The 25,464-nt window shown below is 72.6% G+C and carries 22 protein-coding genes and 2 pseudogenes; 12 read left to right on the top strand and 12 right to left on the bottom strand.

The window, feature by feature from the left end:
* The first annotated feature begins 1 nt into the window (after position 1).
* Complete coding sequence (locus tag ACFW6B_RS30415; protein WP_386600956.1) at positions 2–1,669, top strand: protein kinase; 1,668 nt, start codon at positions 2–4, stop codon at positions 1,667–1,669.
* Positions 1,666–2,325 carry a hypothetical protein gene (locus ACFW6B_RS30410; protein ID WP_386600954.1) on the top strand — a complete coding sequence of 220 codons (660 nt, stop codon included), beginning with the start codon at positions 1,666–1,668 and terminating at the stop codon, positions 2,323–2,325. Before ACFW6B_RS30415 ends, ACFW6B_RS30410 begins: the two co-directional genes overlap by 4 nt.
* A gap of 60 nt (positions 2,326–2,385) precedes the next feature.
* On the opposite strand, the gene ACFW6B_RS30405 is transcribed toward ACFW6B_RS30410, so the two are convergent.
* From ACFW6B_RS30405 to ACFW6B_RS30390, 4 genes are all read right to left on the bottom strand, one after another.
* A complete protein-coding gene (locus tag ACFW6B_RS30405; protein WP_386600952.1) occupies positions 2,386–2,754 on the bottom strand; it encodes an alpha-amylase in 369 nt (122 codons plus the stop codon).
* A 248-nt stretch (positions 2,755–3,002) separates the two neighbouring features.
* Positions 3,003–3,494, bottom strand: coding sequence for a hypothetical protein (locus ACFW6B_RS30400; protein WP_386600950.1), 492 nt, complete (start codon positions 3,492–3,494; stop codon positions 3,003–3,005).
* Positions 3,495–3,890: 396 nt separating this feature from the next.
* Positions 3,891–4,148, bottom strand: a complete 258-nt coding sequence (locus ACFW6B_RS30395; RefSeq protein ID WP_386600948.1) for a hypothetical protein — start codon at positions 4,146–4,148, stop codon at positions 3,891–3,893.
* Complete coding sequence (locus tag ACFW6B_RS30390; protein ID WP_386600946.1) at positions 4,135–4,395, bottom strand: DUF6400 family protein; 261 nt, start codon at positions 4,393–4,395, stop codon at positions 4,135–4,137. Before ACFW6B_RS30390 ends, ACFW6B_RS30395 begins: the two co-directional genes overlap by 14 nt.
* A 168-nt stretch (positions 4,396–4,563) precedes the next feature.
* On the opposite strand from ACFW6B_RS30390, the gene ACFW6B_RS30385 reads away from it, so the two are divergent.
* The 5 genes from ACFW6B_RS30385 to ACFW6B_RS30365 all read left to right on the top strand — a co-directional run bounded on the left by ACFW6B_RS30385 (position 4,564) and on the right by ACFW6B_RS30365 (position 9,269).
* A complete protein-coding gene (locus tag ACFW6B_RS30385; protein WP_386600944.1) occupies positions 4,564–5,061 on the top strand; it encodes a lamin tail domain-containing protein in 498 nt (165 codons plus the stop codon).
* 187 nt (positions 5,062–5,248) lie between these two features.
* Positions 5,249–6,991, top strand: a complete 1,743-nt coding sequence (locus ACFW6B_RS30380; protein ID WP_386600942.1) for a diacylglycerol kinase family protein — start codon at positions 5,249–5,251, stop codon at positions 6,989–6,991.
* Positions 6,991–7,944 carry a YihY/virulence factor BrkB family protein gene (locus ACFW6B_RS30375; RefSeq protein WP_386600941.1) on the top strand — a complete coding sequence of 318 codons (954 nt, stop codon included), beginning with the start codon at positions 6,991–6,993 and terminating at the stop codon, positions 7,942–7,944. Before ACFW6B_RS30380 ends, ACFW6B_RS30375 begins: the two co-directional genes overlap by 1 nt.
* A 1-nt stretch (position 7,945) precedes the next feature.
* A complete protein-coding gene (locus tag ACFW6B_RS30370) occupies positions 7,946–8,749 on the top strand; it encodes a phosphatase PAP2 family protein (RefSeq protein ID WP_386600939.1) in 804 nt (267 codons plus the stop codon).
* Between the two features lie 187 nt (positions 8,750–8,936).
* Positions 8,937–9,269, top strand: coding sequence for a putative quinol monooxygenase (locus ACFW6B_RS30365; RefSeq protein WP_386600937.1), 333 nt, complete (start codon positions 8,937–8,939; stop codon positions 9,267–9,269).
* Positions 9,270–9,551: 282 nt separating this feature from the next.
* Here ACFW6B_RS30365 and ACFW6B_RS30360 read toward each other — a convergent pair.
* A pseudogene (locus ACFW6B_RS30360) lies at positions 9,552–9,878 on the bottom strand (hypothetical protein).
* A 47-nt stretch (positions 9,879–9,925) separates the two neighbouring features.
* Here ACFW6B_RS30360 and ACFW6B_RS30355 point away from each other — a divergent pair.
* Positions 9,926–10,252 (top strand): annotated as a pseudogene (locus ACFW6B_RS30355) (hydrolase); the annotation flags it as partial.
* 40 nt (positions 10,253–10,292) lie between these two features.
* Here the strand turns inward: ACFW6B_RS30355 and pgm are convergent.
* The 4 genes from pgm to ACFW6B_RS30335 all read right to left on the bottom strand — a co-directional run bounded on the left by pgm (position 10,293) and on the right by ACFW6B_RS30335 (position 15,000).
* The gene (gene pgm, locus ACFW6B_RS30350; protein WP_386600935.1) at positions 10,293–11,933 is read right to left on the bottom strand and encodes a phosphoglucomutase (alpha-D-glucose-1,6-bisphosphate-dependent); all 1,641 of its coding nucleotides are present in this window, start codon (positions 11,931–11,933) and stop codon (positions 10,293–10,295) included.
* 166 nt (positions 11,934–12,099) lie between these two features.
* Positions 12,100–13,095 carry an MASE1 domain-containing protein gene (locus ACFW6B_RS30345; RefSeq protein ID WP_386600933.1) on the bottom strand — a complete coding sequence of 332 codons (996 nt, stop codon included), beginning with the start codon at positions 13,093–13,095 and terminating at the stop codon, positions 12,100–12,102.
* Between the two features lie 192 nt (positions 13,096–13,287).
* Entirely contained in the window at positions 13,288–14,118 is an 831-nt protein-coding gene (locus tag ACFW6B_RS30340; protein ID WP_386600931.1) for a PP2C family protein-serine/threonine phosphatase, read from the bottom strand.
* A gap of 114 nt (positions 14,119–14,232) precedes the next feature.
* Positions 14,233–15,000 carry an LmeA family phospholipid-binding protein gene (locus ACFW6B_RS30335; RefSeq protein ID WP_386600929.1) on the bottom strand — a complete coding sequence of 256 codons (768 nt, stop codon included), beginning with the start codon at positions 14,998–15,000 and terminating at the stop codon, positions 14,233–14,235.
* A gap of 167 nt (positions 15,001–15,167) precedes the next feature.
* On the opposite strand from ACFW6B_RS30335, the gene ACFW6B_RS30330 reads away from it, so the two are divergent.
* The 4 genes from ACFW6B_RS30330 to ACFW6B_RS30315 all read left to right on the top strand — a co-directional run bounded on the left by ACFW6B_RS30330 (position 15,168) and on the right by ACFW6B_RS30315 (position 17,931).
* The gene (locus tag ACFW6B_RS30330) at positions 15,168–15,596 is read left to right on the top strand and encodes an OsmC family protein (protein ID WP_386600927.1); all 429 of its coding nucleotides are present in this window, start codon (positions 15,168–15,170) and stop codon (positions 15,594–15,596) included.
* Positions 15,597–15,712: 116 nt separating this feature from the next.
* On the top strand, positions 15,713–16,189 hold the full coding sequence (locus ACFW6B_RS30325; RefSeq protein ID WP_386600925.1) for an ATP-binding protein: 477 nt from the start codon (positions 15,713–15,715) through the stop codon (positions 16,187–16,189).
* Positions 16,190–16,389: 200 nt separating this feature from the next.
* On the top strand, positions 16,390–17,343 hold the full coding sequence (locus ACFW6B_RS30320) for a Ppx/GppA phosphatase family protein (protein WP_386600922.1): 954 nt from the start codon (positions 16,390–16,392) through the stop codon (positions 17,341–17,343).
* A gap of 270 nt (positions 17,344–17,613) precedes the next feature.
* Positions 17,614–17,931 carry a hypothetical protein gene (locus ACFW6B_RS30315; protein WP_386600920.1) on the top strand — a complete coding sequence of 106 codons (318 nt, stop codon included), beginning with the start codon at positions 17,614–17,616 and terminating at the stop codon, positions 17,929–17,931.
* 75 nt (positions 17,932–18,006) lie between these two features.
* Here the strand turns inward: ACFW6B_RS30315 and ACFW6B_RS30310 are convergent, their stop codons facing one another.
* The 3 genes from ACFW6B_RS30310 to ACFW6B_RS30300 form a co-directional block, all read right to left on the bottom strand.
* On the bottom strand, positions 18,007–20,550 hold the full coding sequence (locus ACFW6B_RS30310) for a discoidin domain-containing protein (RefSeq protein WP_386600918.1): 2,544 nt from the start codon (positions 20,548–20,550) through the stop codon (positions 18,007–18,009).
* A gap of 372 nt (positions 20,551–20,922) precedes the next feature.
* Positions 20,923–23,205, bottom strand: coding sequence for a M4 family metallopeptidase (locus ACFW6B_RS30305; RefSeq protein ID WP_386600916.1), 2,283 nt, complete (start codon positions 23,203–23,205; stop codon positions 20,923–20,925).
* A gap of 420 nt (positions 23,206–23,625) precedes the next feature.
* Positions 23,626–25,137, bottom strand: a complete 1,512-nt coding sequence (locus ACFW6B_RS30300) for an MFS transporter (protein WP_386600914.1) — start codon at positions 25,135–25,137, stop codon at positions 23,626–23,628.
* Positions 25,138–25,464: the final 327 nt, after the last annotated feature.

The following is a 25,464-nucleotide window of genomic DNA, read 5'->3' as shown; positions in this document are numbered from 1 at the left end:
CATGAGCACATGGGCGGTACCGGGCTACGCCGAGTCCCGCGAGCTCGGTTCGGGGGCGAGCGGGCGCGTCGCGCTGGCCGTGCACGAAGAGACCGGACATCCGGTCGCGGTCAAGTACCTCAGCGATTCGCTGCGCACCCGGCCGGGCTTCGTGCAGGAGTTCCGGGCGGAGGCCCGGCTGCTCGGCGGGCTGCGCAGCGAGCACGTGGCCGGCCTCTACGAGTATGTGGAGGGCCCCGAGGGCGCGGCCATCGTCATGGAACTGGTGGAAGGGGTGTCCCTGCGGACCCTGCTCACCCAGCAGGCCCCCCTGGACCCGGAAGCCGCTCTCGTCCTCCTCAAGGGCTCCCTGCTCGGCCTCGCCGACGCCCACCGCCTCGGCGTCGTCCACCGCGACTACAAGCCGGAGAACGTCCTCGTCCGCCCCGACGGCACGTCGAAGCTCGTCGACTTCGGCATCGCCGCCACCGACGGCACCACGGCCGGCATCGCGGGCACCCCCTCGTACATGGCTCCCGAACAATGGACCGGCGCCCCCGCCTCACCGGCCGCCGACGTCTACGCCGCGACCGCGACGTTCTTCGAGTGCCTGACCGGCCGCAAGCCCTACACGGGCGCGAACCTGGCCGAACTCGCCCTCCAGCACGTGGACGCGGCCGTCCCCGCCGACGAGGTCCCCGAGCCGGTCCGCTCCCTCGTCCTGCGGGGCCTCGCCAAGGCTCCCGAGCAACGGCCCGCCCGCGCCGAGGACTTCGTCGCGGAACTCGAGGCGAGCGCCGGCGGCGCCTACGGTCCGGACTGGGAGGGGCGCGGCCGTCGGCAACTCGCGGCGCTCGCGGCCCTGTGCCTCCTGCTGCTCCCCGCCGCCCCCTCCGTCCCGCGCCACGCCACGGACACCGCGCGCACGGTCCTCGGCAGGACGTCCGACTGGCTCCGGACCTGGCAGCCGGGCCTCCGCTCGCTGCTCGTGTCCGGTGCCGCGCTCGTCGCGGCGCTCCTGCTGACGTACGGCATCGACCGGCACGCCCCGGACTTCGGCACGCCCCGCGGGGCCGCGGAGGCGCTGGCCACCACCAGCGCGCGGCCCGCCGGTGACGGCGGCCCCACGGCGACGGCGGGCCCCGGCTCCCCGGCACCGTCCTCCTCTTCCTCCCCGTCGTCGTCCGCCCCGGCCTCGCCCACGCCTTCCGGTTCGGCCACGGACGCCACGGCGGAGCCGTCCGCGTCGGCGTCGGCGACCACCACGGCGTCCGCGTCGCCCACCGTGGCGCCTCCGGCGACACCGGCCACCCCGACGACCGGGCCCACCACGGCCTCCCCGTCGCCCACCCCCACCCCCACCGTCGGCGTCAGGTCCGTCGCGTTCAGCGGCTTCCGGCAGACGGGCACGACGACGGCGGAGGCGACCGTCACCGTCACCACCGACGGCACCGGACCGGTCACCCTCACGATCGCGTGGTTCACCAGTGAGGTCAGCGGCCAGTCCGGGACCCAGGACGGGGCGGCGGAGACGTACCGGCGCAGCGGTTCGACCCAGTACACCATCGCCCTGAACCACACGTTCCGGGGAACGGACTGCTACTGGGGCGTCCGGGCCACCACCCAGCCGGCCTCCGCCGACGGCGGCGCCCGGCAGCAGCTCCTCACCCGGCGGTGCACGATCGGATGAACCAGAACCAGAGCGCCCGGGGCGCCTCCTCCCCCGACGACGACTACAGCGCGACCGAGCTGGCCAGCCACTGGATCCAGCGGCCGGACTCCTCCGACACGCTCGCCCTCACCGGGAGTCCGGTGACCGTCGACCTGTCGGGCACCAGGGGCGACGACGCCCGTCCCGACCGGGTCGAGGGCACCCTGCTGCGTTTCGGCCCCGGCGTGAACGCCGACACGATCCGCCGGGCCGTCGCCGTGCCCGCGTCCGTGCCGGTACGGCGCCGGACCTGGCGCCGGCACGCGCTGCCGGCCGTGGTGCTGCTGGCCGTCGTCGCGTTCCTCCTGTGGCACCGCTCCGCGCCGTCCCTCCGGGTGGACGACGTCACGGTCTCCGCCGCGTCATCCTCCCCCGGATGCGACGGGACCGTCGACATCACGGGCACGGTCACCACCAACGGCAGGGCGGGCGAACTCACGTACCGCTGGGTCCGCAGCGACGGCACCTCCTCGGAGGTCCTGCACGAAGACCTGACCCGCGGTCAGGAGCGGGCACGACTGCACCTGCTGTGGACGTTCCAGGGCAACGGCAGCTACGCGGCACGCGCCGAGCTGCGCCTGCTCTCACCCGTGCGGCGCACCGTGTCGGCGAAGCTCACGTACGACTGCCCATGACGGCCGGAGGCCCGGGCGCGGGGGAATCCCGGCGCCCGGGCCGGACGGTGTGCGGCGGTCTCACGCCTCCGACGGTGCGCAGGCGCTCAGACCGGTGACGTAGTTGAGCTGGGGGCCGTAGCCGGCGAAGGTCGCGGTCGCGCCGGGAAGCACGGTGCGGCAGGGGGCGCCCTGGCCGTCGGTGTACCGGACGGTGACGTCCACGGTGCTGCCGCAGTCGTTGACGACGGTCGTGTAGCGCCAGTCGCTGTAGTAGTGGACGCAGTCCGGAACGGTCGTCGCGTCGAGGGCTGCGGCGCCATGGACCCGGCCGGCGTCTCGCGCGGTGGCGGGTGCGCCGGCGGCGGCCATCAGGCCCAGCACCGCGACGGACAGGCCCAGGGTCGTCCTGAGCCCGCGCGGACGTACGAAGCGGCTGGTGGTGAACATGGAGGCGTCCTTCAGGTGGGCGAAAGCGGCGGCCGTGGAGCCGCAGCGCGTGCCACCTTGCAACGCCTGCAAGAATTGCGCAAAGGCATGCAACATCTTTCAGTCGATGATGAACCCTCAACCGTGTCGGTGCCGTTCGCGAAAATGCCCCGGTCCGGGCCTTGCCCCCGCCTCCGGCACGACGTGCGCGCGGGGTCGGCCCGGTGCGGGCGGGACCACGGGTCAGCGGGGCGCGGGCGGCACGACGGTCAGCCGCGCGATCTGCCCTGGTCCCGCCGGCCCTGCCTGGACTGAGCACGGCCACGTCCGCCGGAGCGGCGGCGCGAGGGGGCCGGAGGCGCGTCGGCGCTGTTGAAACCGGGCCCGCTGGGAGCGCTGAAGCCGCCGGGAACCGCGGGAGCGGCCGCGGGGGCACCGGCGGGAGCCGCCGGGGCGGAGGGCGTGGACGGCGTGCGGGTGCGCGGCAGCGCGCGGCCCAGGACGCGGGTGTGCGTCATCAACGGGGCGCAGGCGGCGCAGACTTCCATCAGGTTCCACACCTGGGCAATGGCCGGATCATGGCGCAGCACCAGCAGCACACTGCCCATGCAGTGCACCTGGCTGCCCTCGTGGGAGGCGCACTGCGACTGCCGGCAGGCGCAGGCGGCGTCCGCGTGCACGGTGGCCGCGCGGGCGTGGGCCCCGACATGGGCCTCGGCGAAGCGGCGCAGCGCGGCGAGGTCACGGGACTTCGGCGGCATGGCGCAGGGAGAGGAGCACGTGACCGACGCGGTGCGGTCGCTGTGGCCGGAGATGCGGACGGTCCACGTGCGTCCCGGACGTCGCGCGGCGGGTGATTCTGAGTGTGGGAGGTCCAAGACCGGCAGTCCTTCGGCAGTGGGGTGTTCGCGCAGATGCGCATGGAGTTTCTTTACCCGCGCGGGCCGGTCCGTCATTCACCGGTGGGCCGCGAGCGTCCTCGAATCTACGAGCGATGGCGTGCGCGGGCCCGGACTGCTGTCGCGCGGGGTTGCGATCTTCCCACAGCGGCGCGTCGGACGAGTTCGACCCGCCTGGGGCCCCGAGGATATCCCCGCCGTGACGTGCGGGTCATCAGGGGCGGGCGGATCCCGCGCCCGCGGTGCGGGACCGTCGGGTCAGCGCCGGGGCCGGCCGCCCGTGATGCGGTTCCACACGGAGCGGGTGGCGCCGAATCCGGTCTCGTGGACCCAGACGTGGGTGCACGACGGGCACTGCAGGTGGAGCAGGCTCCCGGTGGTGGAGAGCAGGTAGCGCCAGTGCTCGGAGCACGACCGGCGCTGCCCGCAGGAGGCGCACCCGTGACCGTCGGCGCAGTTCGGGCACGCCACCCAGGCCCGCCGCCCGATGTCCGCCTGGGGGTCAAGCGGCAGCACGGCCGTCTCCGCGGCGGGGAAGCACACCGGCCGCGACGAGATCGTCGTACACGCGCCGCTGCTCCTCGTCGAGCCCGGAGTACAGGAGCGCGTACGCGGCCTCCTCCTGGCGCAGCACCTCCACCGGGTCCCAGTCGGGGCCGAGAGCCGCCAGGACCTGGGTCTGCCGCAGGACCTCGTGGGCGCTGAGGTCGACGAAGAACTCGTCCGGCGCGGGGCCGGGGAGCGGGGGATTTCGTGGGGCCATGGGAGAGAACTTAGGAATGCCCCTCTTGCCGGACAAGAGGAGGTGGGCGAAGTCACAGCCGTCCCGCGACCGGCGGTTCTCACGAATCCCCCACATCTCCGTCATCCGTTGATCACATCATCGGTATGCTCCTGGGGCTCCATCCGCACCACCGAGGGGGGTTTCCTCATGCGTATCCGCACTGCCCTGGCCGTCACGGCCGCCACCGTCGGCACGTTCGCCGCCGTCGCCACGGCTCCGGCCCAGGCCACGGAGTACTCGTCCGCGCTGAAGATCAAGGGCGTCCAGTACGACGCGCCCGGCCGGGACTCCAACAGCTGCTCCAGCGGCAACACCAAGGACGAGTACCTGACGATCAAGAACTACTCGTCCGGCACGACCGTGAACCTGAAGGGTTACGTCGTCAAGGACGCGGTGGGCAACAAGTTCACCTTCCCGTCGAACCACTACCTGGAGCCCGGGGACTCCATCAAGCTCCGCGGCGGCCGCGGCACCGACTCGGACGCCGGCAACGTCGTCTACCGCCAGAACTGCAACTTCATCTGGAACAACGACAAGGACACCATCTACCTGGTGAAGTCGTCCGGCGCCCGCGCGGACGTCCACTCGTACACCAAGTCGGCCAACGACAGCGACGGCAACGGTTACATCACGTACCACGGCTGAACCGGGCACCGGGGCCCGCCGGCCGGTCCTCGTACGGCAACCGGACGCCGTACGAGGGCCGGGGCCTTCGTCCGGACCGCGCCGGGCAGGTCTGTCCCGGGCGATCGGGGGCAGACGGCCGTGGACCCGGGAGGAAGCGCGTCCCGGGCGGAGACCGGCCGCACCGCGCTGCCCCTGGGAGACCCCGATGCCGACCGCCGTACCGGAGGGAGCCGCCGAAGCGACCGGCGGCCGCACCGAAGCAGTGGGCGCGGCCCGCTCGTTCGCACTGCCCCGGGGCACCGGCCGGACCGCCGCCCGCGTCGCCGCGCTGACCGCGTGCCAGGCGGCGTCGATGGTGGGCCTCGGACTGCTCGTCACCGGTCCCGCCCGCGGACTGTGGCCGCTGACGGCCGAGGACACCGTGAACGAGCGCCTCGAACAGGCCCGCACCGGCACCCTCACCACGCTGTCGTCCGTCGCCTCGGAGGCCGGCAACACCCTCACGGTCGTCGCCGGCACGCTTCTGGCCTGTCTGGGGCTGCTCCTCGTGCCCCGCCTCCCGATGTGGCGTCAGGCGGTCTTCCTCGCCGTCGCCGTATCGCTCCAGTCGCTGGTCTTCCTCGCGATCACCGAGTCGGTGGACCGCCACCGGCCGGACGTGGACCGCCTCGACGCGTCACCGCCCACGTCGAGTTACACCTCCGGGCACACCGGGGCGGCGACCGCGCTCTACGCGGGTCTGGCGGTTCTCGCGCTCTCCCGCCTCCGCGGACCGTGGCGCAGGATCGTGGCCGGACTGCTGCTGCTCCTGCCGCTGCTCGTGGCCGCGGCCCGGCTGTACCGGGGCATGCACCACCCCACGGACGTCCTGGGCGGGCTCGTCAACGGCGGTCTGTCCCTGCTGATCGTGGGACGCGCGCTGCCGGCCGACCGGTCCGTGACCGCCGCGCCCTCCACGGAGGGCGCACCCGCGGCCCCGCACGTCGACGAGCGTCCGCCCGGCACGACCGCCGTCATCCTCAACCCCACGGTGACCGGCGAGTCCGAGCGCCACGAGCTGCGGCGGACCCTCGAACGGCACGGTCACCGCGAACCCGTGTTCCTGGAGACCACCGCGGAGGACCCCGGGGCCGGACAGGCGGCCCGCGCGCTCCGCGAGGGCGCGGAACTCGTCGTGGTCTGCGGCGGTGACGGAACGGTCCGCACGGTCGCCGACGCCCTGGCCGGCAGCGGCGTCCCCCTGGCCGTCGTCCCCTGCGGGACCGGCAATCTGCTCGCCCGCAACCTCGGTCTGCCGCTCTCCCCCACCGCCGCGCTCGAAGCCGCGCTGGACGGCGTTCCGCACCGGCTCGACCTCGGGAGCATCGAGGGCGACGGCCTGCCCGCGACCCGGTTCGCCGCGATGGCCGGGGCCGGTCTGGACGCCGCGATGATGGAACGCACCGATCCGCGCGCCAAGGCCGCCCTCGGCTGGCCGGCGTACGCGCTGGCCGGGATCGGAACCCTGCGCACACCGCGCATGCGGGTGACGATCCGGCTCGACGGGGCGCCCGCCTTCCGCCGCACGGCCCGCATGGTGCTCGTCGCCAACGTCGCGGCCGTGCAGGGCGGGGTCACCCTGCTGCCCGCCGCCCGTCCCGACGACGGACTGCTCGACCTCCTGGTCCTCGACCCGCGCGGACCGGGCGGCTGGCTCCGGGCCCTGCGGACGCTGCTGCGCGGGCGCGTCACGCCCCGCCGGCCGTCCACCGCGCGTACCCTCACGGCCGAGGGCGGCCGTCACGACGGGGTCCCCGTGGAGTTCTTCACCTTCCGGCGCGCCGAACTCACCTTCGACACGCCCCGGTCCCGGGAACTCGACGGGGATCCGGTGGGTCCCGGCCGGCGTCTCACCGCGGAGGTGCGGCCCGGCGCCCTGACCGTCCTGCTGCCGTTCCGGGAGAAGTGATGGGTACCGCGACGAAGGTCCCGGAGACCCGTGCCATGTCCGGCGACGAGCTGTCCGCCGACGAGGCCCTGGCCTCGCTGCGCCGGTACGGCGGCTGGCCCCTGCTGCGCGACGCGTTCGTCCGGTTCCGCTACGCCGACGGGTTCAGCCATTCCCGCGCGCTCGCCCTCCAGACGGTGCTGTCCATCGTCCCGCTCGCCATCGCGTTCGTCGGCCTGTCCTCCGCCGTGCACACCGAGGACGTGGGCAGGGTCGCCGAGCTGACGATCCGCCGGATCACCGCGGGACCGAGCGCCGGTGTCGTCGACGACGCGCTGCGCCGCAGCCGGCGCACGGCGGGCGACGGGGCGCAGGTCGCCCTGTGGTTCGGGCTGGTTTTTTCTCTGGTCAACGTGACCACCGCGATGTGCCAGATCGAGCGCGGCGCCAACCGGATCTACGGGAACGAACGCGACCGCGTCTTCCACCGGAAGTACCTGCGCGGCCTGGTCATGTCCCTGAGCGCGGGAATCCCCCTCGGCCTCGGTTTCGTCCTGATGGTGGCCGGCGACGACCTGGCGTCCGCGGTCGTGACGGTCTATCACCTCGACGGAGGCGCCAGGACCGCCTGGAGCGTGCTGCGTTGGCCCTCCGGCCTGCTCCTCGCCCTCGTCTCGGCCAGCGCGGTCTTCCGCCGCTCGCCCCGCCGTCGCCAGCCCGGCTACACCTGGCTGGTCTTCGGTGCCGCCGTGTACCTGGTGCTGTGGACGGCGCTGACCTGGCTGTTGAGCCTCTACCTGGAGGTCAGTGGCACCTTCGACACGGTCTACGGCCCCCTCAGCGCCTTCATGTCGCTCCTGCTCTGGGCGTATCTGACCTCGATCGCCCTGTTCCTCGGACTGGCCTTCGCCGCGCAGCTCGAAGCCTCGCGCGCACGGCGTCCCGGTCCCGTCCTGCCCGATCCGGGGGTCTGAGATGACGACGCGCGTCACGGTCCAAAACCCGCGGGACCGTCGCCGGGCGGCGGACCGCAGGTTCGGCGCCCGGCTGCTCGGCGCGGCCGCGGCGGCCGCGGTCACCGCGGTCCCCTTCGGCCTGCTCCTCGTCCTGGTCGAGGGGCAGTGGCGGCCCCTGCGCCGGCTGGACGCGGGCGCCGCCCGCCGGCTGCACGAGATCGCCCTGGCCCATCCCGCCTGGACGAGCACCCTGCGCTTCCTCTCCGACCTGGTCTGGGACCCGGTCACCCTGCGCACCGCCGTCGCGCTGCTGACCCTCTGGCTGGTGCGTCGCCGGGCATGGCGTCTGGCCGCGTGGGCCGCGGTGACGGCGGTGGCCGGCGGGCTCATCGGACTTCTCGTGAAGGCGGTCGTCGAGCGGGCACGTCCGTCGCTGGAGGATCCGGTGGCACGGGCGCCCGGGTTCTCCTTCCCCTCGGGCCACGCCATGACCGCCACCACCTCGTTCGCCGTCCTGCTGCTGGTCCTGCTGCCCCTGGTACCGCGTTCCTGGCGGGCGCCGTGCTGGGCCGCCGCCGTGCTCTCCGTGACCGGGGTCGGCTTCACCCGCGTCGCGCTGGGCGTCCACTGGTTCAGCGACGTGCTGGGCGGCTGGCTGCTCGGTCTGACCGTCGTCACCCTGACCGCCTGGGCGTTCGAGGCCTGGCGCGCCGACACGGGGAGGCCTCACGCCGACGTCGGCGGAGGTCTGGAGCCCGAGCTCACCGGCGAACGGCCCGAGGACGAGGCTCCCGGCGGTACCGGGGAACGGACCGTCACCTGACGGTCCGTTCCGGCGCCGCGGACGGTGGCGCGGGAGACGGTTCGCCGGCCCGGGCCCACGGACGGGGCGGCGGGCGCTCCCGGACGCCCGGCCCGGCCCGTGGTTCCCCCGATCGGCCTACGGGGTCATGGTGTCGACCCGCCGTGAACGGCACAGAATGGCTCGACACCCGACCCGAGGAGCCCTCATGATCTTCATCACCGCCAAGTTCAGCGTCCGCCCCGAGGACGCGGAGAAGTGGCCGGAGATCACCGCCGACTTCACGGCGGCCGCCCGGGCCGAGCCCGGCTGTCTGTGGTTCGACTGGTCCCGGAGCCTGGACGACCCCACGGAGTACGTCCTGGTCGAGGCCTTCCGGGACGACGAGGCCGGGGCGTCCCACGTACAGTCCGCGCACTTCAAGGCCGCTCAGCAGAGCCTGCCCCGCCACCTGACCGCGACACCGCGCATCGTGAACGTGAAGATCCCCCAGGACGACTGGTCTCTCCTGGGCGAGATGGCCGTCGAAGAACAGCCCTAGGGATGCTCCAGGGGCACCCCGGCGCGAGCCACAGCCCCGGAGGAGGAGGCCCGGCCGCTCGGGCGCGCCCCTCCCACAGTGCCGCGCGGGCTGCCTGGCCCGCTCGGCGCTGTCGGAGCACGGCGACGCGATCGTGGTCCGGATGCTGCTCAACCACACCAACGGCCTCGCCGAGTACCTGCCGTACGCCTACCGTTCCTAGGGACTGAGCGGGAATGAGTCCTGTTGCCAGACCCCATGCTCAGCCGAACACCCCGAACGGTGCTGGGTTCCCCCACTGCCTTAAGGGCGTGGGAGGTACCCCCAGGTCGCCCGTGTTCGCTCCGCGTCCGGGCGGCACGGATCGTGTCCGTGGTCCGGGGATGCGGGGGCGGCCCGCGGCCGGAGGCCGCTGATGAACAACGCCTCACGCCCTGGGACGTCTGGTCGGGCCTGGACGGTCCGATGCCCGTACCCATCGCTGGTGAGGCCCTTCAGCCGGTCACGGACCGCGACACCCGACGGACCGGGCACCACGAACGACGCCCCCACCGAACGCAAATCGCCCACACCGTCACCCCCAGCCCTATCCGGCCCGAACAGCCCGTCACCCCACCCAACGACCACCATCCGCAGAGGTCACGCATTCGAGACAGGAACCCCAGTTCCCTCCCACGCTGCTGCTGGCCGGGGAGATCGTCGGACCGTCGTCGCTCGCGGAGATGCGGCGCACGGTCCCGGTCGTCTCCCAGGAACTCAGGACCATCGACTACGGCCTGGGCCTGCATCCCATGGAGGGCCCCGGGCAGGGCACCTTCTGGGGCCACGGCGGCACGGTCTGGGGCGGCGGGACGCTGGCCATGGCCCGCGCGGCCGGCGGGAGGCTGATGGCGGTCGCGGTGAACGCGCAGCGGTGGAACGGGCTCGGCCCCTCCGGGGCGCCGGAGCCCCATCCCGTGGACGAGGCGCTCGCGGCGCTGTACCGGGTGGCGATGTACGGCTGAAGGCGCCGTGGGACGGGGCCACGGCGCCTTCGGGGCGGTCTCAGCCGGACAGGGCCGCGGAGACCACCGCCTTCGCCTCGTCCTGCACCCGGCGCAGGTGACCGGTTCCGAGGAACGACTCCGCGTAGATCTTGTACACGTCCTCGGTGCCCGAGGGGCGGGCCGCGAACCAGGCGTTCCCGGTGGTCACCTTGATGCCGCCGATGGGCGCGCCGTTGCCGGGCGCCTCGGTGAGGACCGCGGTGACCGGCTCCCCGGCGAGCTCGTCGGTGGTGATCTGGGCGGGCGACAGCTTGGCCAGCAGGGCCTTCTCCTCGCGCGTCGCCGGGGCGTCGATGCGCTCGTAGGCGGGCTCCCCGAAGCGTGAGGTGAGCCCGGCGTAGTGCTCGGAGGGCGTCTTGCCGGTCACGCCCGTGATCTCGGAGGCGAGCAGGGCCAGGATGATGCCGTCCTTGTCGGTGGTCCAGACGGAGCCGTCGCGGCGCAGGAAGGAGGCGCCCGCCGACTCTTCGCCGCCGAACCCGAGGGAGCCGTCGGCCAGTCCGTCCACGAACCACTTGAACCCGACGGGCACCTCGACCAGCCGGCGGCCGAGGTCGGCGGCGACCCGGTCGATCATTCCGGACGACACCAGGGTCTTGCCGATCCCCGTACCGGCGGGCCACCGCTCCCGGTGGGTGTAGAGGTAGGCGATGGCGGCGGCCAGATAGTGGTTGGGGTTCATGAGTCCGCCGTCGGGGGTGACGATCCCGTGGCGGTCGGCGTCGGCGTCGTTGCCCGTGGAGATCTGGAAGCGGTCGCGCCGCTCGATGAGCGAGGCCATCGCGTACGGCGAGGAGCAGTCCATGCGGATCCTGCCGTCCCAGTCCAGCGTCATGAACCGCCAGGTGGGGTCGGTGAGCGGGTTGACCACGGTCAGGTCCAGCGCGTGCTGTTCGGCGATGCGCCCCCAGTAGGCGACCGAGGCCCCGCCGAGCGGATCGGCGCCGATGCGGACGCCAGCCGCGCGGATCGCGTCCAGGTCCAGCACCTGCGGCAGATCGGCCACGTAGGCGCCGAGGAAGTCGTACCGGCCGGTGCCGGGTGCGGCGAGCGCCCTCGCGTACGGGACGCGCCGTACGTCCTTGAGGCCGTCCCTGATGAGTTCGTTGGCCCGGTCCTGGATCCAGGAGGTCGCCCCGGATCCCGCCGGGCCGCCGTTCGGCGGGTTGTACTTGAAGCCGCCGTCGGCCGGCGGATTGTGGGAGGGGGTGACCACGACACCGTCCGCGAGGCCCGTGGAGCGTCCGCGGTTGTACGTGAGGATGGCGTGCGACACCGCCGGAGTGGGCGTGTAGCCGTCCGCGCCGTCGAGGAGCACCGTCACGTCGTTGGCCGCGAACACCTCCAGGGCGGTGGCCTTCGCGGGTTCCGAGAGCGCGTGGCTGTCTGCGCCCAGGAAGAGCGGGCCGTCGGTGCCCCGGCCGTCGCGGTACTCGCAGATGGCCTGGCTGGTCGCGGCGATGTGGTCCTCGTTGAACGCGGTGGCCAGGGACGAACCGCGGTGTCCGGAGGTACCGAAGGAAACGCGTTGACCGGGTTCGGCCGGGTCGGGACGGAGCGCGTAGTACGCCGTGACCAACCGGGCCACGTCGACGAGGTCCTCGGGGCCGGCCGGACGGCCCGCTCGCTCGTGCTGCATTGTGCCCGCACCTCCGCATCGGTGGTTCTTCGCTGGTGGTCTCATCTTTCCCCACCGGGCCGGACGGCGGCACCGTGCCCGCGACGGCCGGAGACGGCGCCGGACCGCGCCCCCTTCACGGGAGCGGCCGGGCACCTGAGGGGTGAGCGGCAGCGGATCACCGTGGTCAGGCGCGGCCGTCCTCCTCCACCGGAGGCGGTCTGGGCGCGGGGTTCCCCGCCGTCAGGTGTTCGAGGACCTCCACCAGTTCCTGGCAGGCCAGTTCCACGGAGCGTCTGGTGTTGCGCTGTTCGGTGATCACGGCGGACAGGAGGAGGGCCGTCAGGGCCATGGACCCGTTGAAGGCCTGCAGTTTGACCATGACCTCGCTCTGGCTCAGCCGTTGGAACGGGCCCGTCGCCTCGGTGGCCGCGACGGTGGCCATGACCGAGGCGAAGAGGGCGCACAGCAGGCTGCCCGGGAGCTCGAACCGCAGGGCGGCCCAGATCAGCAGCGGATAGACCAGGAACAGCATGCTGAGGGAACTGCGGGTGGCGACCGGCACCATGACGGCCGCCGCGACGAGGACGACGGCGGCCTCCCGCCATCGCACCAGGCTCACCGGGGCCCGTATCGAGTACAGCATCAGGATGACCGGGGTGACGATCAGGACGCCCATCGCGTCGCCCACCCACCAGGCCAGCCAGACCGGCCAGAAGTCGCCCGGGGCGAGTTTGTCCGTGCCGACCAGCAGGCCCACGTCCGCGGTCGCGCTGATCGTCATGGCGCCCAGGGCCGCGAGGAACACCAGGGCGAGTCCGTCGCGGAGCCGACTGAGATCGGTGCGGAAGTGCACCGCGAGCAGCAGGAGGTAGGCGCAGACCGGGGCGACGGTGTTGCCCGCGACGATGCCGGCCGCGGAGAGCTGGAGCGAGGAGAACGAGGAGAGGGACAGGACGACCAGAAGGGCCCCGATCGCGATCCCGAGCCACGCCTGGATCCCGAGGAGCAGCAGGGCGGCGACGGCCACGCCGGTGGGGGGCCAGATGGGTGTGAACACCGCTCCCTCGACGCTGAGCCGCCGCATGAGTCCCAGCCGCCCCGCTCCGTAGTAGCAGGCGGCGATCAAGAGCGTCTGAAGAGCGATGACGGCCGGTCGGCGCATCACCTGTGTAGCCACCACAGAGCCATCAGACACCGCCGGGGCCCCGTCGGCGAGGCGAGCGCCCGTGTGCGGCGAGTGACCGTGGCAGCCGCGTCGCGGCCGCACGGACGTGCCGCACGGGCCGGACGACAGGCCGCGCCACCGCGGCCGGACGAGGGCGCGGCGCAGGAGCGGGACAAGGGCGCGGCGCAGGAGCGGGACAGGGGCGTGTCACCGGAACGGGACGGTGGGCGCGCCGTGGCGGACCACGAGGACGGCCGCGTCGTCCTCGTGTCCCACCCCCTCGGCGCCCTTGATCACCGCGGCGGCCAGCGAACCGGCCGACAGGCCCGCGCCGACGGCGACTCCGGCGAGGCGTACGACCTGGTCGAGCCCGTCGTCCACGTCCATCGCCGGACCCTCGACGACACCGTCGGTCAGCAGGAGGAAGACTCCGCCGGTGGTGAGGTGGTGCCGGGTCACCGGGTACCGCGTCCCGGCCATGATGCCGAGCGGCGGCCCGCCCTCGTCCTCGGCGATGCCGGACTTCCCGTCGGCCGACGCCCAGACGCAGGGTATGTGTCCGGCCCGCGCGCTCTCCAGTACGCCGGTGGCCGGGTCGAGCCGCATGAAGGTGCAGGTCGCGAAGAGGTCGGAGCCGAGGGACAGGATGAGGTCGTTGGTCCGGGCGAGGAGTTCCCCGGGATCGCCGGTGACGGAGGCGAGGGCGCGCAGGCCGACCCTGACCTGCCCCATGAACGCGGCGGCCTCGGTGTTGTGGCCCTGCACGTCGCCTATGGACAGGCCGATGCGCCCGTCGGACAGCCGGAAGGCGTCGTACCAGTCCCCGCCCACGTTGAGGCCGTGGCAGGCGGGCGCGTACTGCACGGCGACGTCGAATCCCGGGGCGGAGGGCAGGTCTCCCGGCAGCATGCCGCGTTGCAGCGCGATGGCCAGTTCGACCTGTGAGCGCTGGAACTCCGCGCGTTCACGTGCCTGGGCCGTCAGCGATCCGAGCCTGGCGAGCAGCTCGTCGTCGCCCCCCGGCTGCTTGCGGGACATCGACCACTCCGGAGGAAGAACCGCACGAAGAGAGGCTAATACCAAAAAAGCACCACTAACGGATGATAACGACCGGAACGCCGGGACCCGACATCGACCGGGAACGGCCGGCGGTCAGCCGTCGGCCCGGCCCCTCCCGGAAGCGCACGCGGACGCCGCGGACGCCGTCCTGACCGCCCGCTCCGCGTCGGTGGGAGCCACCGTGAAGTCCAGGACGAGACCGGCGCTCTCGGCGTGGGCGCCGACGAGCGCGGTGCCCCGCGGGAGTTCCTGGACGTCGATGGTGCGCGGCTCCAGTTCGGTGGCGAGCTCCGACGCGCCCGGCAGCGCGGAGACCGCCGACACCGGGACTTCGCGGCCCAGGAGCAGGACGCTTACGGGGGTGATGGTGAGGCTGTGTGACGTCGTGGACAGCGTGGTGGCCACCGTGACCGGCAGCCCGGTACCGCCCGCCGCACCCGTGAGGGTGAGCCGCGTGCCGTCCGTGCCCGTCCTCAGCCCGTCGGCACCGGCACCGGACCGCACACCGGCGCTGCGGTCCAGCGCGTCGTAGGCGATGGTGGCGGTCGCGGTTCCGCCCGCCGTGGCGCCGTCGGTCGACACGTCGCGCAGGTGCGCGTCGACGTCCATGTCGGTGCCCTGTCGGCGTACGCCCTCGGCACTGACGTGGACCGCGCCGACCGTCCCGGTGAGCGCCTTGAGTCCGGCCAGGGTGTCGTCGAGGTCGACCCGTATGCCCTCGGCCGCGCCGAGACGGCACTCGGCGCTCTCCGCGACCCGGCCCCGCACCCTGTGCTCCACGACGAGGTCGGTGGTCACGACTGCCGCGGTCACGGCGGCCAGGCATACCGCGGTGACGACGATACGACGGCGACGGTTCACGAGGGGTTGGCTCCGATCATGGTCAGGAAGGTGAGTACCTGCGGGAGCATACGGGTGGGTTCCACGGGAAATCCGGCGGTACGGCGGTCGCGCGGGGCGCGGGACGGCACGGGCGGCCGAAGGCGCGTCCGAGGCGGGTGAGGCGGAGCGACATTAGGGTCGGCGGTATGACTCACGACAACCTGCGCCGCGTCACCGTCGAGCGGACCGGCACCGGGCACTTCACCGCGACGAACGCGCGCGGCGGGACGATCGCCTTCGGAACGACCGGGGAGGACGAGTTCACCCCGGTCGAACTGCTGCTCGCCGCCATCGGGGGCTGCACCGCGGCCGATGTCGACGTCGCGACCGGCCGCCACACGGAGCCCACGCGGTTCACCCTGGAGGTGACCGGCGACAAGATCAGCGACGACCTCGGGAACCGGATGACCGGCCTCACGGTCACCTTCTCCGTGGCGTTCCCGGAGGGCGAGGCCGGCGACCGCGCCCGGGCCATCCTCCCCCGCGCCGTCAAGACCTCGCACGACCGGCTCTGCACGGTCAGCCGCACGATCGAGACCGGCACCCCGGTCACCGTGACGGTCACCGAACCCTGAGCGCGCCGAACCCCGACCGCGCCGGGCCCCGCGGACGAATGCGCGGCCGGGTGGAGTGAAGCCGGATTTCCGGGGCAGACGGCGAAAGTCGAAGAGGTGGACGCGGGACGGATCGTATGGGCCAGCCGGTGAGCGAAGCGGGACAGCAGGGACGACGGAGCGCGCTGATCGAGGCCTCGGTCGCGTACGACGGTGACTCCGTCTGCATCGCCGAGGCGCGGGCGTTCACCCGTGACTTCCTGACGCGGGTGCAGGCGGTCGCCGGGCTGCCCGTCTCCGGACGGGTGATGGGCGTGGTCCCGCTGGTCGTCAGCGAACTGGTCACCAACGCGGTCAAGTACGCGAGCGGACCGTGCCTGTTGTCGCTGGCGGTCGACCGGGGCACCGTCAGGGCGACCGTGTGGGATTCCGACCCGGCCCTTCCGGTGGCGCGCGCCGCCGACGCGGGCCGTGTGGGCCAGCACGGGCTGGAGATCGTCATGGCCCTGTGCCACGCCTTCGAGGTGCACCGCGAGCCCGTCGGCAAGCGGATCACCGCCGTGGTGACGTTGGCCGACACGCCGGACGACGGCATGGGTCACTCCGTCACCTGACGCCCCCCTGCATCACCGGCGCGGCAGCGGGCGCGCGGTGACGCGCGCCAAATCCCCTTCTACGGCCGTCCGGTGACGCCGTGACACCCCGGTGACCCCTTGACGGGCTTCTGACAAGCCAAAACCTCATCGTGCCGTGTCACGATGACCGGCTTACGGGACAATGGTGAGTTCGCGAATCCTCTTCGACAGGGAAACGGGTGGTTAACACAGTGCGGCAGGCAGGTGTACTAGACGTCGGGTGTCACAGCGCTCTGCTCACCGTGGCGCGGCGCCGCGCCGGGATCGCCATGGAAGAGGTGCTGTCCCGAAAGGTCCGGCTCCAGTTGCACGAGACGCTGGACGCCACGGGACGTCTGGGCAAGTCGGGCGTGCGCAGCGTGCAGCGGGCCGTGGCCGAAACCCTCGCCGAGGACAAGGGCGCGCTCCCGGAGGTGTACGCGTTCGCCACGTCGGTGATCCGCGACGCGCCCAATCGCGACGAGGTCCTCGCCCAGGTGGCCGACGCCACCGGTACCCGGCTTCGGGTGATGTCCGGCGAGGAGGAGGCCCGGCTGGCCTATGTGGCCGCACATCACTGGGCGGGCGGGCGGCCCGGCTCCCTGCTGGTGCTGGACATCGGCGGCGGGACCGTGGAGGTCGCGTCCGGGACGTCCGCGCGGCCCCGGACGGCCCACTCCCTGCCGCTCGGCGCCCGGACGGTGACCCGCGCCTGGAAGCTCGACGAGGCCGTGTCCTCGAAGCGGCGCCTCGCCGAGGTGCGTGACCATCTGAGCGGCCGACTCGCCGAGGTGACCGACCTGCCCCGCGCCGCCCCGGACGGACGTGTGCTCGCCTGTTCCAAGACCTTCACGCAGCTCGCCCGCTACACCACCGCGGGCCGCGACCGCTCCCGCGCCCCTCAGCGGCTGACCCTCGACGAGGTACGGGCCGCGGTGGGCGTCCTCGCCGAGAACGGGTCCGCGGGCCGCGGCCGGCTGCCCGGCATCTCACGTCACCGGGCCGGACAGTCCCTGGCGGGGGCGCTCGTCGCGGAAGCCCTGATGGAGGCGTGCCGGGCCACGAGCGTGGAGATCTCCCCCTGGTCCACCCGGGAGGGCCTGCTCCTGGAGCGCCTCGGGGCCCTGCGCACCAAGGGCTCCGCCCGTCGCTGACGCGGAGCGGTCGCCGGCCGCCCGGTCCGCGCCTTCGCCGCGCACCGGGCGGGCATCCGTCAACCACGCGGACACGGCCGTGTGTTCGCGGCACGGGGCCCGAGGACGGGCCGGGCCGTCCCGCCACGGGCGGGGGCGGCGTGCGGGGGTGGGGAACAAACCGGTACCACCCGGCGCTGACCTGAACAGTCCGGCGGATGCCGGAACGCGGAGTTCCACCCGGAGCGGTGGACCCACCGGCGGTTCTGCTCGTGGAAAGGCGTGAGTGCGATGACGGAGTCCGGACAGCGGCGGCCACGGGCGGGTGAGTCGCCTCTGGTGACCTCGTGCGGCCGCAGGATCTCCGTGAAGGAGCTGCGGCTGTCCACGCCGGGCCGGCTCATCGGCCGCGTGACGCTGGACGTCGGTCCCGACCAGGGCGACGAGCACGGGGTGTGGGCCTCGCTCACCGCCGCCGAGGCGCGTGAACTGGCCCGCCGTCTCCTCGCGCACGCCGCGGGGGTGGAACCGGCGGGGCCGCCCGACGCGGAGACGCCCCGCGCCCATGACGTGCGGCTCGCCGCGCCTCGCGGCACGACGCGGATCTGACACGGGTGCCGGTGCTCCCCCGGACCGGGGTGGAGCACCGGCACCCGCGCGCCCGTCAGCCGGCGCCGTCCGGGATCACGGGAACTGCGTGATCTTGGACGGGACGGTGTCCGACCCCGAGGTGGGGGCACCGGTGTTGTTGACGACGTGGGCGTACTGGCCCTTGCCGCCCAGGGAGATCACCTGGATGCTGTGCAGCTTCACCCCGGTCTTCACCGGGACCTGGAAGCCGTGCGTCTGGACGATCGACGGGTCCGTGGTGAAGTTGCAGTAGCTCCCCAGACCCCACGCCTCGTGCACGGCCACGGAGTCGGCGATCTTGTAGGCCGCGTATCCGACGATGCCGTCGTGGGTGACGGCGGCGGCGCTCGGCACGTCGTACGCCTTCTCGTTCTGGAAGAAGATCGTGCGCCCCCTCTCGCCGTTCCACAGCACGTCGTACTTGTTGAAGTGCTCGACGAACAGGCCGGTCGTCAGGACGTCGTCGCCGTTGACCACGAGGCCGTAGTCGGCGCGGTTGGTGTCCCAGCCGACCCCCTCGCCGTGGTCGGCACGCCAGATCCAGGTGTGGTCGACGACGACGTCGTCGCTGTTGACCACGACCGAGTTGGTGGCGAGGCCGGGGCCCGCACCGCCGATCCGCACGAACACGTCCTGCATGGTGGTGGGGTTGGCGGAGTGGTCGGCGGAGGAACCCGAGGGTCCGATCCGCAGCAGGGTGTCGGAGTTGGACCGCCCCGCGTCGATGAGGAATCCGGCGAGCTTGACGCCGTCCACGTCCGCCACGTGCATGGCGTCGATGCCGTTGTCCGGGATGATCGTCGCGAGGCCGAGGCCCAGGACGACGGTGTTGGCCCGGGTCACGTTGATCGTCTGGTCGAGGTGGTAGACACCCGGCGTGAACAGCAGGTTGAGACCCTGGGCGAGGGCCGCGTTGATGGTCTGCGCGGTCGCGCCGGACTTGACGACGTAGAACTGGTCGAGCGGGATGGACGTACCGGCCGTGTTCGGCCAGGACACACCGCGCGCGTTGGTGCGCTTGGAGGGCACGAAGACCTTGTAGGCACTGCCGTCCAGGTAGAGGTAGGGCTTCTCGCGCGAGACCGGGGTGTTGTCGAGCGTGGTGTACGGGCCGGAGTCGAAGTTCGTCGCCGGTGCTCCCTGGACGCCCGTGAAGGTCATGTTCCAGACGCCGTTGGTCCAGCCTCCGACGGAGCTGTCACGGGTGTACCACTGCTGCTGGGAGTACGGGCCGACGGTGCCGTCGATCTTGGAGTCGGCGATGTAGCCGCCGGAGGCCCAGCCGTAGCCGTTCGGGGCCAGGTTGAGGCCGCCCCGGACGTGGATGCGGCGGAAGGGGGCCGCCTGGGCCACGGCCCAGCGGTCGGTGCCGTTGGACGGGGTGATCGACAGGTTCTCCGCCGAACGCCAGAAGTTCTGGGTGGCGTTGCCGTTGAACCAGCCCGCGTCCACGGTGATGTCACCGTTGATGTGGACGTCGTCGGGGTTCTGGCCGAGGCCCGAGACCGAGGTGTAGAAGCCGACCTGGGCGTTGATGTTGTTGTAGGTGCCGGGCTTCATCAGGAACTGGTAGCGCTCGGAGCCGAACTGGTTCGACTCCTGCTGGGCGAAGACCTGGTCGAACTTGGCCTGCAGGTTGGGCGTCGAGGGGTCCACGACGATGACGTTGGGCCCGAGGTCACCACCGCCCTGCACGGGCGGGACACTGCTGCCCGTTCCGGTGTGGACGGCGACCTCCCACAGCGAGTACCCGTAGGCGGTGCCCCGGGTCGTCCCGTAGATCCGTACGTAACGGCCCTTGCCGGAGACGTCGTAGGAGGCGGTGCCCCCGGTGCCGTCGGTGACGGACTTGAGGATCGTCCAGTTCTGGCCGTCCGTGGAGGACTGGATCTGGAATGCCTTGCCGTACGCCGCCTCCCAGTTGAGGTCGACCCGGCACAGGTCGGTGGAGGCGCCCAGGTCGACCTGGACCCACTGCGGGTCGGAGAAGGCGCTCGACCAGCGCGTTCCGGTGTTGCCGTCGAAGGCCGCCGAGGCGGAGCTCGCCGCGTTCTCGGCGGAGGAGGCGGTGGCCGCCTTGCCCTGTGCCGCGTTGGCCGTGTCACAGGTCTCCGGCGTGCCGGTGCCGCTGGTGCCGAAGACCTGGAACTCCCAGAGGGAGTAGCCGTACGGGGTAGCGCGGTGGACGCCGTTCATCCGTACGTAGCGGCCCTGGCCCGAGACGTCGAGGGTGTCGGTTCCCCCGTCGCCGCCGGCCACCGTCTTGATGTCGGTCCAGGTGCTGCCGTCCGGTGACGTCTGGATGCGGTAGTCGCTTCCGTACGCGGCCTCCCAGTTGAGGACGACCTTGGTGATCGTCGCCGAGGCGCCGAGGTCGACCTGGAGCCACTGGGCGTCCGTGGCGGCCGAGGACCACCGGGTGCCGGTGTTGCCGTCGACGGCGTAGGAGGCGGGGGTGCCCCCGTTCTCGTCCGACGACGAGGTGGCCGTCTTGCCCTGGGACAGCGGTAGTTCGGCCGCGGCGGCCGGCCCTGGCAAGGGCAGGGTGACGAGCGCGGCCATTGCGGCCAGCGCGACACCCAGGGTTCTGAGTTTCATGCCGTGACTCCATGCGGGTGGGGTGACGAGCGGAGCGGACACACTTGCTGAGCGACTGGGAAAACAGCCGCTTACGAGGGGGAGGACTGTGAACTGACCTTCCGGCTCTCTTAGTTCACGGTTTGATTTAAGTAATGAACCATGATGGTGGCAAGTCCCGCGACACGAGTTTCTTCAACTCGTGTGCGCCTGAACCTTGTCGACCGGTCACCAAAAGGGCTGTGACCGGGACAAGGCGTGCCGTCGGCGGTCGGGGAGCCGCTCGGACCCGTCAAGGCTTGAAGACGCCGAACGGCCGGACCGCGGGGGCGGTCCGGCCGGGCGTGGCTCGGTCGTGGGTCGGTCGTGGGTCGGTCGTGGGTCAGCCGTGGATCAGGGCGTGATCCTCCACTGCCGGATGTAGCCCACGTCGATCGACGCGAGGTCGCGGACACGCAGCTTCCAGGTGCCGTCGACCGGCTGCGCGGAGGCGTCCACCGTGAACGTCCGGTCCACGTTGTCGGCCGATCCCCCGCTGCGGTTCAACAGGGAGTACACGGTTCCGTCGGGGCCGACCAGGTCGACCGTCAGGTCACCGCGGTAGGTGTGGACGATGTCGACGTAGACCTCGGTGGTCGCCGAGGCGTTGCCCGGCCTGCCCGTGATCGTGATGGGCGACTCGACCGCGGGACCCACGTCGGGGATGTCCACGCGCGTGCCGTTGGCGTAGACGTACGCGATCCGCCAGTGGAAGGCCGTCGACACGGACGCGCCGGTGCTGTCGGTCACGGTGACCGTCGTGTCGCTGGTCCCCGGCGTGACGGGGACCCCGGAGATCAGTCCGGTGTCACTGATCGACAGGCCGTCGGGCAGTCCGGTGGCCGTGTAGGTCAGGCTCGCGCCGGTGTTGGTGGTGTACGCGCCCACCTGGAGGGACACCTCCTGGCCGACCCCGGAGGTCTGGTCGGCGACCGGGGTGACGTTGACGCCCAGGGCGATGCGGTCGCCGACGTTGACGGCGGCCCAGGCGTCGGCGACGGCGAGATAGGTGGGGCTGTACGTCCCGTAGAGGTCGCCCGCGGCCCGCAGCGTGGCGACCCGCGCGCCGGCGTAGTTGGTCGACGACGTCATGTAGGTCGTCAGCGCGCGGTACCAGATCCCGGCCGCGTTCTCGATGCCGATGCCGGTCACCGGCAGGCCGTCACGGGTCGGGCTGTCGTACGACACCCCGTTGACGGTCTTCGCGCCGCTGCCCTCGGAGAGCAGGTAGAAGAAGTGGTTCGCCGGACCCGAGGAGTAGTGGACGTCGATGCCGCCCAGCGAGGAGTCCCAGTAGTCGCGGGAGGAACCGTCCTTGGACGGCTTGTCCATGTAGCGCAGCGGCGCGCCGGTGCCGCGGATGTCGATCTTCTCGCCGACCAGGTAGTCGGGCACGTCGGCCGCGAGGTTCTCGTGGAACTCCACCGCCGCGGCGAAGATGTCCGAGGTCGCCTCGTTGAGGCCGCCGGACTCCCCCGCGTACGTCAGGTTCGCGGTGGCGCTGGTGACGCCGTGGCTCATCTCGTGGGCCGCCACGTCCAGCGCCGTCAGCGGCTTGGCGTTGCCGGACCCGTCGCCGTAGGTCATGCAGAAGCAGCTGTCCTGCCAGAAGGCGTTGACGTAGTTGTTGCCGTAGTGGGCCCGGCTGTAGGCGGCGACGCCGTCGTTGCGGATCCCGTTGCGGCCGTACACCTCCTTGTAGTAGTCCCAGGTCGCCGCCGCTCCGAAGGCGACGTCGACGCCGGCCGTCTGCCGGTCGCTCTGGGTGCCGCTGCCCCAGACATCGTTGTCGTCCGTGAACAGGGTCCCGGTGCCGGAGGTTCCCTGGTTGAGGTCGTAGGTGCGGTGGCCCGCACGGTCGCCGTCGACCAGCTGGTAGGTCGATCCGGACAGCGTGGTGGAGAGCGGCACCGCACCCGCGTACTGGCCCGTCCCCGTGCCCGTCTCGACGCCCTCGTACCGGGAGGCGACCTTGCCGGAGACCGCGTCGGTGACGACGTGCAGTTCGCTGGGCGTGCCGTCGCGCTGGACGCCCTCGATCACCGATTCCCAGGCGAGGACCGGCCGGGTGCCGCCGGCCCAGACGACGAGCCGCGGCGCCCCGTCGGCCCGGGACCGCGTGACCGCCGCCTTCCGGCTCACGGCGAGGGCCTTCGCCGCGGCGACGTCGGCGGAGACGCCCGGCCTGACGCTCGGCACGGCGAGGGCGCCCCGGCTCGTCCCGGACACGGTGCTCCGGCCGCTCTTCTCGTGCACGACCAGGTCACCGCCGAGCACCGGCAGTCCCGCGTAGGTGCGCTCGTAGCGCGTGTGGGTCGTGCCGTCCCTGTCCTGGACGACGTCCTTGACGACGAGTTCCTCCCGGGCGCCGAGGCCGAGCCGCTCCGCGGTGGCACCCGCCGCCGCTCCCGCGCTCTTGACCAGCGCGGCGTGCCGGGCGGGCGACAGCCGGGCCGGGAGGACGGAGGACCGGGGTTCCGCGACGATCCGGGCCGCGGCCTTGGCGGGGCCGGGGTCCGCGGGGGCGGCGGCCGCGGAGTCGGGCCGGACGGCGAGGACCAGTAAGGAACTCGCGGCGGTGAGTGCGAGGACCGCGGCGCGTCTGCGCCGACGGACGGAGGTGTGCTGCCGGTTCAATGCCGTCTCCTTCTGCGGGGGGTCGGCTCGGGTGGAGCCCCAAGCGTCCGGGACCGGCGGGATGCGGCCGGTCCGCGATGGTCGGAGGGCTGGTCGGGCAGGAGCAGGGAAGTACCGCACGAAGGCGCTCGCGGACGTGGGCCGCGTGAGTCGTGTGAGTCGCGTGGGGGGTGGGGTGGAGGAGAGGGGTGGCGCCTGGGAGGTGGTCGTGCGGAGGGGGTGTGAACGATGTGTGAGCGTTCATCAGCAGAGTGACACCGTCCGGGCGTCTTTGTCATGAAGGCGACAAGACAACGGCTTGAACTGATCATCGTCTACTGCGAGTTCATCCGCCCGTCACATCTTTTCGGCCGCTGTGCGGAGGCTGTGAACCTGACAGGGAGTCAGCGCCCCGCGATACGGGCTTCCCGCGGGTCCCTCTCAGGGCCGGCCGGCGCGGGTGTGCTCGTGCGACGACGCGGAGGAGCGGCGCGGCGGCCGGGACCCGTGATCGCGCAGCCAGTCGTGGACGGCCAGGGCGAGGGCGCCCAGCACGGCCGCGATCCCGGAGCCCACGGCGATCGCCAGGGCCGGGCGGAACTCGTGCCGTCCGGTGCCGAGCACCACGTAGAAGAGTCCCGGCAGCGCCGCCGTACCGACGGCGCCGCCCAGCCGCTGGGCCGTCTGCAGCGCGCCGCCCGCCGCGCCCGCCATCCGCACCGGCACGTCCCGGAGCGTCATGGTGACGTTCGGCGAGATGACACAGCCGCTGCCGAGACCGCCGACGAGCAGGGCCGGAGCCGCGCACCACACGGCCCTGTCCCCCGGAACGAGGCACAGGACCAGGACGGCACCGCCCAGCCCCAGGACGACCGCGGCGAGCCCGCAGACGGTCAGCAGCCGGCCCAGCCGTTCGACGAGCCGTCCGGCCACCACGGCCGCCGCGGCCGAACCGATGGCGAAGGGCGTCACCGCGAGCCCCGACCTCAGCGGGGAGAAGCCCTGGCCGTTCTGGAAGTACAGCGCGAACACCAGCCACACCCCGCCGAACCCCACGAAGTACAGGGCGGCGATGGACGCTCCGGCCGCGTAGCCGCGCGTGCTCGTCACCAGGCGCGGGTCCAGGAGCGGCTGCCCGCCGGCCGCCGTCAGACGCCGTTCCCACCGGGCGAACACCACGAGGAGGCCCAGGCCCGCCGGGAAGAGCCACCACAGCCTCCGTACGCCGCCGGACTCGGCCAGGATCAGCGGAAGCATCAGCGCGAGCACCCCGCAGCCGAGCATCAGGACGCCCCGCAGATCGAGCCGTTCCCGCCGTCTCGGGGCGACCTTGGGCAGCAGGCGCACGCCCAGCAGGAAGGCTACGGCTCCGACCGGCACGTTCACGTAGAAGATCCAGCGCCAGCCCTGTGGCCCGTCGGCGAGCATCAGGATCAGGCCGCCGACGACGGGGCCCACCGCGCTGGAGATGCCGACGGTGGCGCCGAAGAGCCCGAACGCCCGCCCCCGCTCGGCTCCCCGGAACATCTGCTGGACGAGGGCGGAGTTCTGCGGCGCCAGACACCCGGCGGCCATGCCCTGGGCGAGCCGCGCCACGATCAGGAGCGTGATCGTCGGCGCGGCGCCGGCCGCGGCGCTGCACAGGACGAAGGCGGCGAGCGCGAGCAGGAAGATCCGCCGTCGGCCGATCGCGTCGCCCAGGCGGCCGGCCGTCACGAGGACCAGGGCGAAGGTGAGGGCGTACCCGGAGACGACCCACTGGATCGACGGGGCGGAGGCGTGCAGCGCGTGCTGCATGGAGGGCAGGGCGACGGCGACGATGGTGACGTCGAGCAGGCTCATGAACCCGGCCGTCAGGGTGACCCACAGAGCGCGCCACCGCTGCGGATCGGCCCCTTCGGCGGGTGCCTGCGCGCGGTCCCCCCGCCCGTCTGCCTGCCCGTCCGGTTCCACGCCGGGGACTCCTCTCCGCCGTCCCCACCATCTTCGGGCGGGGGGCGGAAGGCAACACGGGCCCGGGGCCGCGCCGCCCGGGCCGAAGCCCCGCCCGGCGGGGACACGGTTCCGTGCCGGTGACAACCGCTCCCGCCGTGCGGGCGCTCCTGCCCGGCCGGCCCGGTTTTTCACGGGCGCACGCCCATGGGGCCCGTTCCCCGGAACGGGCCCCATGCGGCTGGGCCTAGGGCCTGTCGTCAAATTCCCGTCGTCGCCCGAAGGGCGGCCTCGCGGCGTCTGGTGCGTGCTCTGGGGGTACCCCCTGCTCGAAGAGCTCGGGGGAGT

It is taken from the genome of Streptomyces sp. NPDC058751 (assembly GCF_042746485.1).
Lineage (GTDB): Bacteria > Actinomycetota > Actinomycetes > Streptomycetales > Streptomycetaceae > Streptomyces.
The sequence above is the reverse complement of the archived record's forward strand: the minus strand, read 5'-3'. Positions and strand labels throughout refer to the sequence as shown.